We start from the raw sequence: 13,151 nt of genomic DNA on the forward strand, positions 1-13,151 counted from the left end.
TAAAACCCATAAATAGTAAAATCCGGTCTGCGACCAGGTTTTACTATTTATGGGTTTTACTTATTGAAAAAATAAATGTTCTCCAGAATAAATCCAACCATCTAATAAAGGTAACTTCTGAACTGCATCTGGTATAACACCGTCAATAAATTCAAACTTACTGACAGTCTTCCATCCATGGGGAATCTCATCAAATGGCTTAAAAAATTGCTGGCTTATTTTCTCTAGAAGTACTTTACAATTTAATATCGTATTATCGCTTTTAACAACTTCCGTAAAACAGTAACCCACAGGAATATCAAATTCTGAATAATCACAAAAAAAAATCATCTGATTACTATTTAGATCCCGACAATCCAATGCTTCAACAAAATTAATCTCCAGCTCTTTTTTAAGTCTACCTATTATTTTTATCCTTATTTTTTCCATAGCTATTCCTTAGGTTTTAATGCGGCAGCTTGCTTATAAAAGCTATTTATCTGCTCATTTGTAAGTTTAGGAGTACTTTCCAGAAGAGCGTTCATATCTCCTTCATTTATTCTTGCTGGCAAGTTCACCCCCATATTCTTTAAAATGCCTCTTGCCTGATCGACTGCAATTGTAACACTCGCTCTCTTTGTAAATTCGGCAGGCTTTAAATCTACTACCACGTCTCTTTCCAAAGTTTGCAGAACATTTGTAGTTACACCCACTGAAACATCCTGTAAATCTTTAGGCAACGCTATCTGCAGTATTCCGTCACCATATCTTTTGGCTTTTATTGCAAACATTGTTGCTACGGCTGGATCCGTACTCGTAGGAGTGCTAGCTGTCTTTTGGGCCCCTGGTGATCCTTCATATCCTTCAGTTGATCCTCTAAATAAATACTTCGCTTCCTCTACAGCATCTTTGGAAAATCCCATAAGGCTTCTACCTAAGCGTATTGAACCTCCTATAATCTTCCCCGCTACATATCCAGCTTCCAACGCCATAACAGCATCTCTTGAAGACTCAACCTGAGCAGCTCTCCCCTCAGCGGTTGGAGCTGCTTTATGCCCAAAACCGCCCCTGCTAATGATAACTGAGATAGTCTTCCTCCTGTATATAAATCAATTGAAATTAGAGCCCCTATAGCATACCCTGTTCGCAAACCATTATTATAAGCATTACCACGTGCTTCTAACTCCTCTCTATTTAACTTTTTGTCTTCAGAAAGAAATAGATTCCCAATATACAATGAGCTCTTCGCATCAAAAGAATTTCCAAATTCTAACCCATCCACATCTATTCTATCTATTGGTCTATTACTCGCAAACTGATAAGGTGTTAACATCGGATATTTCGGAAACAATGGATCCACACTCAGGAAGCGGCCTACACACGGATCATAAACCCTCATCCCATAATCCTGCTCATTCCCCTCTCCCTTCACCTCATTATCATTCTCCTTCCCATTAAACCCATAACGATATCTTCAAATTCAATTCACTAGAGTTAACGCACAAGAAAATATATTTGTCTTATTGACCTACCTTTTGGTCAGCTACAAATCTCCCAAATGATTATTGTAGCCGACCCGGGTCAAATGTTGATTGTAAGATTTTGAAAGGACATTGTATCCACTGACGCGTTTTAGACATATACTTGAAGGCTACCTGCTCATCCAATATTTTAAACAATCTTCCAAGTCTAAAATGTCATTACCACAATCTTCGCCGTCATACTTGTCGGAAACTTTGAACGCTTTCAATGCAGCTTCCAAAAATGAAATAAATAATTCTTTTTTATCATAATTAACATGATTTACTGTTTTGCCCTGAACAATATGCTTTAATAATACAATACTCTTACTAATAGACTCCACCTTAATCAAGGTATCTGATTCCAAGTAGGGCATCTCGAATCCTTTTCCTGCTTTTATATCATCAAGGAAACCGACAAATTGCCCATATAACCAATACGGATAATCCCAGTCTTTGAAGTCTAATATCTTTTTGCCATTGATAGTTATAATTATTGCCCCTTGAATATACATTAAATGCCCCTCAAACCATCCTGCATTCGCTTTAACTAACTCATCATTATCCAACGAAAAAAAAAATTCTGGCACGGGTTTCTTCTGATGAACTCCTCCTTGTATTTGCAACAGTCTAAGATAATTTTCAATTATCAGCATATATTTTATTTAAAAATTACCAACATCATTGTTTTTCAAAAAATTGACCTATACGACTTTTATTCTTGGGATCTATACCCAGTTGATATGTTTTGCCATTCACCTCAAAAACTCCTTGTGTGCCCCCTTTACCACTCATCATTTGCTCGATCCTATCCTTATTATTTCTTACTATCTGTCGAATCGTACCCACAATATTGTCAACAGTTGTTTTGTTCGAAAAATTTGATTGAATTGTTGCATCTAATCCTTGTCTATAATTAGGATGATGACGACCCAAAATATGAGTTAATCCAGCTTTATCTAGCATCAACTTCCGATTTTTTCCAACTTGGAAGGCTACATTTTTAAAATCTTTAACAACTTCGTTCAATTCATGTGTAACAATATTTTTAGGAATTTCGCCCAACATGTGGCTAATTTGTCCGGCAACAGTAGCATTGGGACTTTTTGCCAACATAGTAACTCCCTGTAGCTCCCCTGTATGTCCTCCCATATATAAAGACCCTACTCCTAATACATCACCCACTGTTGCAACCGCCTGTTCTGTATTAGTTCGCTCTCCAGCCCAAACAGTTTTGAGTCCAATCGGCATATCATTTTCATCTCTTTCTACAACAGATCTCCATTTATAACCACCACTTGTTGAGAATACAACATCCGCAGCAAAGTACATTACATTTTGAAAAGCATTTCTTAAATTAAACGCTGTTTCCAATGTAAGTTTTGTCTCATGATAATTGATTCTGTCATAATAAATAACGTCCTCTAAGCCGTCAAGGTCAATGGCAACAACAGGTTTGTTTCCTGCAAACTGATAAGGAGTGTAAAAGGGAAATTTCTTCGACAAGGGGTCAACATTTAGGAATCTTGCAACACGTGGATCGTATATTCTAAATCCATAATCCTGCTGATTCCCCTCCCCCTTCACTTCATTATCATTCTCCTTCCCATTAAAACCCCAACGGTATAACCTCACATCCAACACCACGGCTTTTTACACCCTTCCACACCTGGCACCCACTCAAAGAACTCTCGTAAATATATATCTTTTTCTTTCATCTGTTTTTCTCAGTTATTTTTTTCAATTGAAAAAAAAATATCATCCCCTAAACTTGTTTCTTTCATCTGATAAAAAATTCTATTCTATCAGATAAGGTAGGCAACCGTGTGGAGAACAGATGAGAGGTTACTAATGCTGATGGTATATTCTACCGCCGGGTGTTGTTCCACTGTCCAGTACTTGTTCTACCGCTGATCCCCTCATCTGTTCTCCACACGGAAGCAAGATAGTACAGCAGCTGATCAGGGTTCTAAAGCTGGTGTTCGCGCAGTCTTATTCTCCCCGATAGTCTTCGTTTTGAGGATACAACCCTAACGCATACACTATTTTTATGATCGTTAATCAGTAGCCACACTGCCGCCCCCTCCGCCATTCCCCCAGGGCCGCTGCGGCGGCAACCAGAGCTCTAGCCCCGGGGCAAATCAAAAATGATTTATCTATAAGCAATAAACCCAGCCAATGGCTGGGTTTATTGCTTATAGATAAATCATTTTTGAAAACCTACTAGTAAATACCTATGGCCACTTAGCAAACTCCTCATATGAGTTAAGCTTTAAAAACTCTTCCCGCTTCAATAGTTTTCCATGATCATTATCAATAATGACCTTTCTATCAGGAGGAATAGAGGCTACTAAGGTTTGTAGATAACGAAAATCATAAAAAAGGCAAGTAAATATATTAAACTCATTAAATTCAGAAATAACCTTTTCTTGTTCGGAGGGATCCATCATATCAAAAATGCTGTTATCCTTTGAAACAGAAAAATAAGTTTTATGCTGATACGGAATATTATATTCTATTTCAAATTCACTTAGATCATCAAACTTAATGGCCCCCTCCGTATAAAACTTAAAATCTGACAATTTAAATGTTGAGTCAGTTATTAAAAACGCATCGTTCATATATTTCTTATTTCTGTTTAGGAGTTACATATTCTATTAAACTCTTAAGATCTCTAAAGGCCCTGATATTATTTGCTTTCATACTCTTCTCTACAGATCCTCCCATCTTTGGGCTAAATAAAATAACTTCCTTATTGGTATGAGGTTGAATTCTATCTCGAATTTGAGCAAACTTACCCGTTGCACTTCCATTATTAACTTCAATTATATAGTTATTCAACTCAATATCAAAATCAGTTAAAGTTCTCCCTGTCCTTTGGTCCTTTATTTCCCTTTCTACAGCCAAAACAGAATTTGGCATACTGTTTTCTATAGCCTCAGCAACGGTTCTAACCAAAGGATCTAATTTCCCGAAAAATCTATTCGCTCGTGCCTCTGTATATGGTGTAAATCTCGCTGGTCCTATTTCTGACTCATGAGGAAATACACTCGAATTTCCTGCAGGAATTCCACCAAATGACATCATAATATGATCTACCGTAGACCATTTAAATGCGCTCTCATCACCTCCAATTAAATATCCTGCTGCCCCGAATGGTCCAGTAATACTCGAGGCCAATGCCTCATCATATCGTTGCTTCGCAATTGCTGCATTTCTTAAAACAACTGATTCTGGACCCATTTGTATAACCCCATCGATTTTCATCATTATGTGGTTCTCGGGGATCGTTGTAAGAATCCTTGTTTTATCTCTTGCAATCTGCTCTGCTTGCGCAATCTTCAATTCAGCTTTTCGCTTTGTCGCAAATGCCTGCTGCATCATCCATTCTTCAGCGCCATCAAGATCTATTGCTTGTATTGGTGTATTTCCGGCGAACTGATACGGTGTATACCACGGATATTTCTTTGATAACGGATCTACACTCAGGAAGCGGCCTACACGTGGATCATAGATTCTAAATCCATAGTCCTGCTGATTCCCTTCTCCCTTCACCTCATTGTCATTCTCCTTCCCATTAAACCCATAGCGATACCCCCCCGCAGCACTCCACTTCCTCCCCACCATCTGCATCCCAAATGGCGCATAATCCGTCATATTATACACCGTCGCATTCCCGCTCGCCTGCTGATCGGAAATCACCGCCATTTCATTCCCCAGATGATTACTCAGCTCATACCGCTTAAGATTTCCCTGGTTCCATAGCACCGACGCATTCCCTACCGCACCGGTTACCGACATCTCCGGAAGCCACATTCCCAGCCTGGAACTGCCATACAAATGCTGCTCCTTCCAGTAGGTACCGTTATCTCCGTTTTTGTTGCCGTAAACCGCCAGGGTATTCCCCTGAGCATCCCTCACATACCAGGTCCTGGTAATTACACCACTTTTCGTATATTCCTTATAGATACGATTGCCACCAGCATCATACTTATATAACAAAGAACTATTGTCGTTAAAGTTAATACTTTTGATCTTACCGTATATCGACCAGGTAATATTTCCGATGTTGGCATCGTTATCCCGCACCAGGTTGCCTATCTGATCATAACCATAATTATCTACCACCATATTATCGATATCCGACTGATAAGCATCGGCACTCACTGTATCCCGGATATGACGCAACCTGTTGGATATGAGGTTACCTGCTGCATCCCGGGGGTAGTAGTAAGAAAGACTATCCATTACCGGCCGGGCAGTGTTATCGCCTCTTCTGAGATAGCCTAGTATATTCCCGTTACCATCGTAGCTGATATCTTCTCCAAACACTTCTTTGCGATCGCTCAGGCCCCAGGTGGTGGCGCTTCCGGCTGGCTGATGCTGACGCATGCGTACCAGGCGGTTAAGCTGATCATAACGGTAACTGTATCCAACGGGGTTGCCTGAGTTAAATTTAGATAAGGCAACCGTAGTACGACTGATATTGCCATTGAACAGGTTTTGACCCGTGATATCCGATGTGTTGGAGGCATACTTCATGCCCAGCGCGTTGGCATTGGTTCCACCTATCGGTTTGTAATCTCCCGTATAATAATCCAGCGTATAGGCCATGGCATCTTTGGCGAATGTACTGTTACGGGTACCGGGCTGTCCATCCTGACCGATTTCATTTAATGGCGACAAGTGAGTACCATTGATTGCTTTCAACCATCCTTGCAGGGTGTAGGCATAGTCTACTCCCTGTACTACGTTATCGCCTATACGAGTACGGGCCAGCGGGCCATGCTTGTAGTAATAATACATGGCATCTGTAGCCGGGATATTGATCTTCCAGCCATCGCCGGCATGGGCTATACCGCTGCTGGCTTTAGTGATCCGGTTCTCAGCATCATAGTCGTAATTATAAAAGAACTGGTCCGGCCGGGCGTACTGATAACGCAATGCATTGACCTTGCCGCTTACAAGATCGTAATTGTAATCGATCTTCTTCATTTCGTACAGGCCGTACAACTTCTGCCATATCGTTTCCACATTTCCAGGCAAATCATAACTGTAGTAAGTGCCTTCTTCCACAGTGCCATCTGTTTCCATGTATTCGCTGGCAGATACCCGCTTGCGGAGATTCCGCTGAGGAGTTATTCCAGCGATCGGTACATCATACGTAGTTTTGGTAATCTGGCTCTTTGTACCATTATTGTTAAACAGCTGCAGTGTTGCATCGGGTACAAATCCAGGGTTACCGATATTAGTAGTATTTCTTTTTTCGCCTACCTCTACAATGCGGCCCTGGTTATCGTATTTCGTATAACTATACCTGTTAGGCTCAGTATATTGATTAGCATTTACTGACGCCACCAAACGACCTTTCTGATCATACCAGAAATAGCTGGTATTAGCATCCGGGCTGTTCTGCTGCACCACCTGTCCTAAAGAGTTATAGGCATAATCCGTAGTAAGCCGGTGCTGAGGGTATATCGATGATGCTTTTACTTCTATAGTTCCCTGATCGGGCACCGTTGTAGCTGATCCCGGTGCCGGCGTATTAAACCTTCCCCATCCGATGGTATCCCGAAGTAGGCCTGCACTATAGGCTGGCGCCAGGCCCAAACACATTTCCTTCGCATTAGCGGCAATCTCATTGCTGGTGAGCAGGCGCTTGTACATCCTCAATTGCTTCACATATGCCTGATTCTGGCCAAAAGTTACGCTAGTGGGGGATGAAGTAATATCCCAGCCGCAATCGCCGACAATTACGTTATTAACTACCGGACAGTTTACCCCATTGACAAATACACTGACAATTCCACTGCTGTCAAGATCCGGGCCCTGCAGCACAACATGAGTCCATTGGTCCAGTGGCAATAAGCTGGCAATATTAACTGTTATTCCATTGGAAGCAGGAATATCCACGGTACCTGCACCCAGCATACTGAGTTTATAGATATCTGCATTCAGATAACTACCATTTATACAAACATTCACATAAGCCTTTCCGCCAGCATTAGCGAGTACCTGCGTTGATCCTCCATCCGGATTATACAGCCACATTTCTACCGACTGATTAGGCCCTGTGAGCGCGGTACCCAGCTTATCCATCGTAGCAACAGGATCAGTATTGTTCAGCGGTCCGTTATACGAACACTGGCTGAAATCTGCCCGGCGTGCACGGTCTATCTGATCCAGTTTGTCCGTATCCTCGATCAGGGATACTCCTTCCGGAGGCACTGTTCTTAGGAGGTTACCGGCCTGATCGTAATAATACAGGGTGTAATGATAGATCTGCTGCGAGGTATTGAGCGTAACTTTCGGATGCGCACCACTGCAAACATTCACGTACTGCTGGCGGAAGTCCTGCTTCACGGAATCAATATACTGGCTGTACATCCTGTTCGCTGCACTGATGGTCCCATCTACGAGGCTATACACACAGGCATAGGGATCCTGCGGTGCGCTTGTATATACCGGATCATTGCATAAGGTGGCAGATGGATTACTTTGCAATATTTTGCCGTAGTTGTCATAGTCTACGTACGACAACGTAAATCCAAACCGCAGATTCATGAAATTCCGGAATACGTTTTTATAATTGCGATCCTGCGTATTAACAGCTCCCAATGCTGCAGTGAAATCACTTTTTGCAGCCTGAAACTCAGCACCGGTAATACTTCCCTTGGCCGTTCCGTCCAGGAATGCCGGGAGTTTTATATCTCTGTCCAGCAGGTAGCGGCAATTGTTGCAGCCTTTCAGCAATGCATCCAGCTCAACAGTACTGATATTCATACCGCTTCCGAACTTGCTGGCCAGGAAGTTATAGAAGGTAACTCCCGGTTGTGTGCTTTGCTGTTCCTGCTTCAGGGCATTCAATTTCGTACATATGTCAGGGTCTGTGGCACCTACCTCCCGTGAAACCGTTTGTGCTTTCACGTTAGCCGGATAGGGTGCATCCATGATCCATGGATTACAGGTTAGCGTATACGACACACCCAGATAACGGCGGAATACCTGGTCAAAGGAGGCATCACCGTCAGTATTGGTTCTTCCGTTCAGGGTAGTTCTGGAACCGTATATATGCGTGGTATCACCACCCAGTGTACAGATCTCTGTAAGCCTGGTCCGGAAAGTTTGCTGCGTGGCCGCGGGCAAACTTGTATACATGCTGCAACCCGCCAGTTTCGCAATCCAGTTATCTATTACGGCATCGCAGCTCCGTTGTATTTGCGTTTTTAACGAATCTCCTCCCTGTGCCACCCAGGGCGCTGCGTTGGAGGATACCGTTTCGCTGTAGTTAGTGTTGTTAACGCGGCTTTGTTTGTTGAAGTATTCTACCGGACAGGCAGGTGGTGGATTGGTAGGGGTACCGGAACAAAAAAGTTGAACTTTCGTGATAGCATATCCCGGTCCCAAATCAATAGTTTGAGGTCCGGGGTTTTGGGCTGTAAAATCGACGAACCATTCATTTGGTATTGGGTATCCCGGATCATTCTTTAGTGTCAACACAAGCTGAATATCTAACCCGGGAGGAATAGGAATATTCGCTGGTGGATAGAAGGTAACCGGGAACCGATTACCCGTTCTACTAAACATCGACACATTAAAATCCGCACATGTCCTATACGGCACCGGCGGCTGCGGCGTATTCGTCGGATCTATCACCGTCGCAGCACCTACTTTACACTTCCCGTTACAGGTCGTTGCATCCATCAACCGCTGATAATACTTCTCTTTCGCCTGCAGATACAGATCCACATAAGCTTTCCACTCCCTGTCCGGTACGCGGCAGCTGGCAACCGGAGCACACTGGTTCCATCTGGCAATATCATCTGCCCCGCCACCGGTATTAGTACTGCCTGAAGCATTGGCACAATACAAACGATAATCCACATACTGGGAAAGATGCTTAACGTTCATCCCGCTGCGGCTTCCCATTACTCGTGTTGAGTAATTATCCAGCTCCGATTTAAATTCTGCCTGATACCCGGCTCCCGCACCACCAGCCAGGAAGAACGGGTCTGCATTCAACAACCAGGAACCATTATTCACATCATAGGCCAGCCCCGCCTTAATCAGCGGAATATCAGCCGTAGATGTCCACAGCTCAGCCACCCGCTGGTCCCATGTTTTATACGAAGCATTGTTATTACAGAAATCCAGGGCGCACCTTTCCGGATGATATGCCAGGAATAATTCTCCCCATTGAGGCTGCCAGTACGTAAGCAAATCTTTTAATGTAAACGACGGATCATAAGGCGTTACATAGTTTCCATCCGGCAGCATTACTTTATTGGCTTCGTATTGTGCTGTTGTTGGCGTACTGGCAGGAAACACTGTACGCCAGTATTGGTTGATCACGTTGATGTTTGCTTCCAGGGGAGTACCATCTGCAGCGAACAACGCAAACTGTCCGCCGGGACTTACATCCTGCACTAATACTGCTTTCAGCCTGTCGCACGGAGAGGATAAACACGATGCTCTCAACACAAGACAGTTACTGTACAACGCATCATATAAACCTCCCGTCCAGCTATCTATCGTCGCCCAATTCGCCAGCGTATCCACTCCATCAGCCTGCATCCTGGTTTTCAGACTTTTCATAAAATCCGGCCTTGCACCTAATGTCTCCCTACAGGTCGTGCATTCTGCAAAACAACTGGAAAAATTTTCTTTCTTCAGTTGCTCCATCACAAACTGGAATTGCGTTTTCAGGTTAGTATTACGGGAGATGAAATCGCTGGTGTAATTCTCTATTACGTCCTTGTTAAGGGCCAGTTCAAAAGTGATATAATACTCTCCTATCTTATTCAACGGCGCTGTAAAAGTGGTATCGATGTTAGTAGTGAGATTGCAGTCCGACAATGTACTACCCCGCTTTATATTCGAGATATCCAGTATTTTCTGGTTACAATCATTACTCATGGAAACCTTTACATCATAATAACAATTACTACAGATGGTAACGCCATTCTGAACGTACTTCTTTATCAGCCTGTCTATGCTGAAAGTAAACGAAGCCGAAGCATCCGGCACAGATGCCAGGTAAGTGGTGGTAGCTGTTAACTTCAGCGTAACCGGATCAAATACAAACCTGTCCGGCTGCAGCAGCACCACGCTTTTCTTCACCGGTGCAGGCTTCGAAGGCAACGCCAGCAGAGATGTATCCGGCGGGTTGCCGGTCAGGGCCGTGGCGATAGTTTTTCCCGAAGAATTCACATAACTGATGCTGATCTGCCCGTTCGGATCTATTACCATGTTTTTCAGATAATGATCTGCAAACCCGGCATCGCTGCCGAACATTCTATCCAGCTCCCACTGCTCCGGCTTTCCATAATAATAACGGGTAGTGTGATTATCTGATGTTGTGACGTTTGGCTGCATAGCCGCTCCCACACCACCTTTTACTGCAACCCTCCCGGTGTTATCCGGTGTATATGAAGTAACTGCAAACGGATATCCTTCTGCATCCGGAGTATATTTACTGAATGGACTAGTTGCCAGGAAACGGCTACGGGGAGAGTAATAATTGGCCGCACCGGTATCTGATCGCAGGCTATCCGGTAATCCAATACAAGCTCCCGTGAGATTCCTGAATATATTGTTATACGTATATGCGGTACCGTTAGCATTTCTATTAAATGCCGGGAAAAAAGTCAGTATCCCCGATCCGGCAGGAGCAGGCAGAATATTGGCTACCGGTCGTCCAAACTGATCATAGATGTTTTCCTGTACAATAGAAACAGTGTCTGTGTTGCTCGCTGTTACTGTTTGCCTGTTGCGCAATGTTCCATCAAAATAACTCACTACCTCTTTCTTCTTCCCGTCTTCTGCATAAGTGGCATCATATTGCCAGTTTAATCCTGGTTGATGCCAGGAAACCGGTAGAGTAACCACCCCGGAAGATACAATACCATCGGACTGAATCTGGTAACTCCACGGTCCTTCTGTACGCAGACCAGTGCTTTGATCCACTGTACGTATACGCAGTAACAGGTATTTATTATTATTCACCAGCGATATGGTATAACTATGCCCATCCACCGTTATACGGGTGGAATTATTACGAAACATCGTTGCCAGTACTGCGGCCGTTGTTCCCGTTCCTGATTGGGCAAGTATAGCGCCATTGGCAGATTCTTCATCAACAAAAGTCCACTCAAGATCATATTTCTGCGCACCGGGCACCAGATCCCAATTAACGTTCACTGCATTCGCTCCCGGCACAATGGCCGCCATAGCGCGCACAGCACTACCACTGCCTGGGGCGGGATCCTGTACCAGGGATACCGTAGGAATCAGCGCCTGGCTGCCCTGTGGCAAATAATCCCGGTTCACTACCACCTGTGCCTGTAGTGTAAATATCGCCGGCAATTCTTTTAACTCCTGGCTGCTGATATCATTGATAGTTATCTTTACTTTATATGCATTGCTGAAATCGTACTGTGCTGCCGGCTGAAACACAGCCCCCACAGCAGTATCGTAATTAATTTCAAGCTTCACATGTTCTATCGTAATCGGCTGATCCTGATTCGGCTGACTCCAGTATTCTACTTTCAGATCGGCCTTACAGGAAAAAGATTGTTTGATATCCTGTAACGATTCATTGTTGAGTTTAAATACAATTGTATTCAGCACTGAATTATTACGGATAGCATTCCAGTTATAGGCGGGGTTTTCAAATTTCTCATCTTTTACAATAAGTGTATCCCCCTTTTTCAGGCTGCCCTGTATCTTTTGCAGGTAGGGCTCTATCGCAGCAAGACTTCTGCCTGCTGTCATGCAGATCAGCAGCAACACTGTGGATATTCTGATTATATATTTGAACAAAGCCATTTCCAATTTCATTAATAGGGTTAACATTATAAACTGACAACGGTGTAGCCGGTATACTCACCTGCCGGTTCCCATCCATCCGCCTTCTTCACGAGATAGGTATTTCTGCGAAGCAGCGATGTGGGGATATCTTTCTCTTTCCACTGATCTATCATGATTGTCATTTCCTTATCCATACTGCTGTTCAGCGGATCACGCAGGTTAGTCAGCCGCATATATATCCGCTTCATCACCATCGCACTGCTATCGTAATCGTAGCGGTATTCTTTGCAGGAAACATGATTCTCACGCAACATCCTGATGGTGGATACCTCCGCATGTGTTTCACCAGATATGGTATATCCCTCGCTCTTCCAGAACTGTACTACTGTATCTGATGGGAACTGGAAAGGAGATACTATTTTCCGGGTGGGCCCCACGATCATTTTTTGTGCGTCTTTACTGATGTTGATATATACATCCTCCAGCGCCACTGTTTCCATGTCGCCGTTCTGATAATAAAGCGCATTCCCTTTTCTGCAGAGCCGGAACGGCTGCCGGGTGTCCGCTGTACCATCGGATGGATCTTTGATATTGAATGTACCGGAGATAAACATCTCGGGGCACGATTCCATATGTGCGGTCACTGCAATCAGCTGTCTCACCAGGCCTTCTTCTTTCTTACCAAAAACCGGCGTGGCAGCAGCCGGCGTCTTGTTCACGACCGGCGGCTTTCCGAGGTGTAACCACCGGGGTATACCGGCAGATGCTATGATCACGCCTCCCAGCAGTAATAAAGAGATCAATATCTTCCAGGACCAAACAATCTTTTTCATATGTATAAGG

General features: G+C 43.7%; 7 protein-coding genes and 1 pseudogene. All 8 read right to left on the reverse strand.

Annotated elements, in window-relative coordinates:
* Window positions 1-60: 60 nt before the first annotated feature.
* The gene (locus UNH61_RS20935) at window positions 61-429 is read right to left on the reverse strand and encodes a hypothetical protein (protein WP_326993953.1); all 369 of its coding nucleotides are present in this window, start codon (window positions 427-429) and stop codon (window positions 61-63) included.
* 2 nt (window positions 430-431) lie between these two features.
* Complete coding sequence (locus tag UNH61_RS20940; RefSeq protein WP_326993954.1) at window positions 432-971, reverse strand: hypothetical protein; 540 nt, start codon at window positions 969-971, stop codon at window positions 432-434.
* Window positions 947-1,435 (reverse strand): annotated as a pseudogene (locus UNH61_RS20945) (RHS repeat-associated core domain-containing protein); the annotation flags it as partial. The pseudogene UNH61_RS20945 and the gene UNH61_RS20940, both read right to left, overlap by 25 nt.
* Before the next feature lie 195 nt (window positions 1,436-1,630).
* The gene (locus UNH61_RS20950) at window positions 1,631-2,155 is read right to left on the reverse strand and encodes a hypothetical protein (RefSeq protein ID WP_326993955.1); all 525 of its coding nucleotides are present in this window, start codon (window positions 2,153-2,155) and stop codon (window positions 1,631-1,633) included.
* A 25-nt stretch (window positions 2,156-2,180) separates the two neighbouring features.
* Window positions 2,181-3,134 carry an RHS repeat-associated core domain-containing protein gene (locus tag UNH61_RS20955; protein ID WP_326996170.1) on the reverse strand — a complete coding sequence of 318 codons (954 nt, stop codon included), beginning with the start codon at window positions 3,132-3,134 and terminating at the stop codon, window positions 2,181-2,183.
* 599 nt (window positions 3,135-3,733) lie between these two features.
* Complete coding sequence (locus UNH61_RS20960; protein ID WP_326993956.1) at window positions 3,734-4,120, reverse strand: hypothetical protein; 387 nt, start codon at window positions 4,118-4,120, stop codon at window positions 3,734-3,736.
* A gap of 7 nt (window positions 4,121-4,127) precedes the next feature.
* Window positions 4,128-12,320 carry an RHS repeat-associated core domain-containing protein gene (locus UNH61_RS20965; protein WP_326993957.1) on the reverse strand — a complete coding sequence of 2,731 codons (8,193 nt, stop codon included), beginning with the start codon at window positions 12,318-12,320 and terminating at the stop codon, window positions 4,128-4,130.
* A gap of 32 nt (window positions 12,321-12,352) precedes the next feature.
* Window positions 12,353-13,141 carry a hypothetical protein gene (locus UNH61_RS20970; RefSeq protein ID WP_326993958.1) on the reverse strand — a complete coding sequence of 263 codons (789 nt, stop codon included), beginning with the start codon at window positions 13,139-13,141 and terminating at the stop codon, window positions 12,353-12,355.
* Between the last annotated feature and the right edge of the window lie 10 nt (window positions 13,142-13,151).

This window comes from Chitinophaga sp. 180180018-3, assembly GCF_037893185.1.
In the GTDB taxonomy this organism is placed as follows: Bacteria; Bacteroidota; Bacteroidia; order Chitinophagales; family Chitinophagaceae; genus Chitinophaga.

What these genes read in the sequence shown, in the direction of transcription:
- UNH61_RS20935 (WP_326993953.1), bottom strand. Translation starts at nt 429, where the DNA reads ATGGAAAAAATAAGGATAAAAATAATAGGTAGACTTAAAAAAGAGCTG.
- UNH61_RS20940 (WP_326993954.1), bottom strand. Translation starts at nt 971, where the DNA reads ATGGCGTTGGAAGCTGGATATGTAGCGGGGAAGATTATAGGAGGTTCA.
- UNH61_RS20950 (WP_326993955.1), bottom strand. Translation starts at nt 2,155, where the DNA reads ATGCTGATAATTGAAAATTATCTTAGACTGTTGCAAATACAAGGAGGA.
- UNH61_RS20960 (WP_326993956.1), bottom strand. Translation starts at nt 4,120, where the DNA reads ATGAACGATGCGTTTTTAATAACTGACTCAACATTTAAATTGTCAGAT.
- UNH61_RS20970 (WP_326993958.1), bottom strand. Translation starts at nt 13,141, where the DNA reads ATGAAAAAGATTGTTTGGTCCTGGAAGATATTGATCTCTTTATTACTG.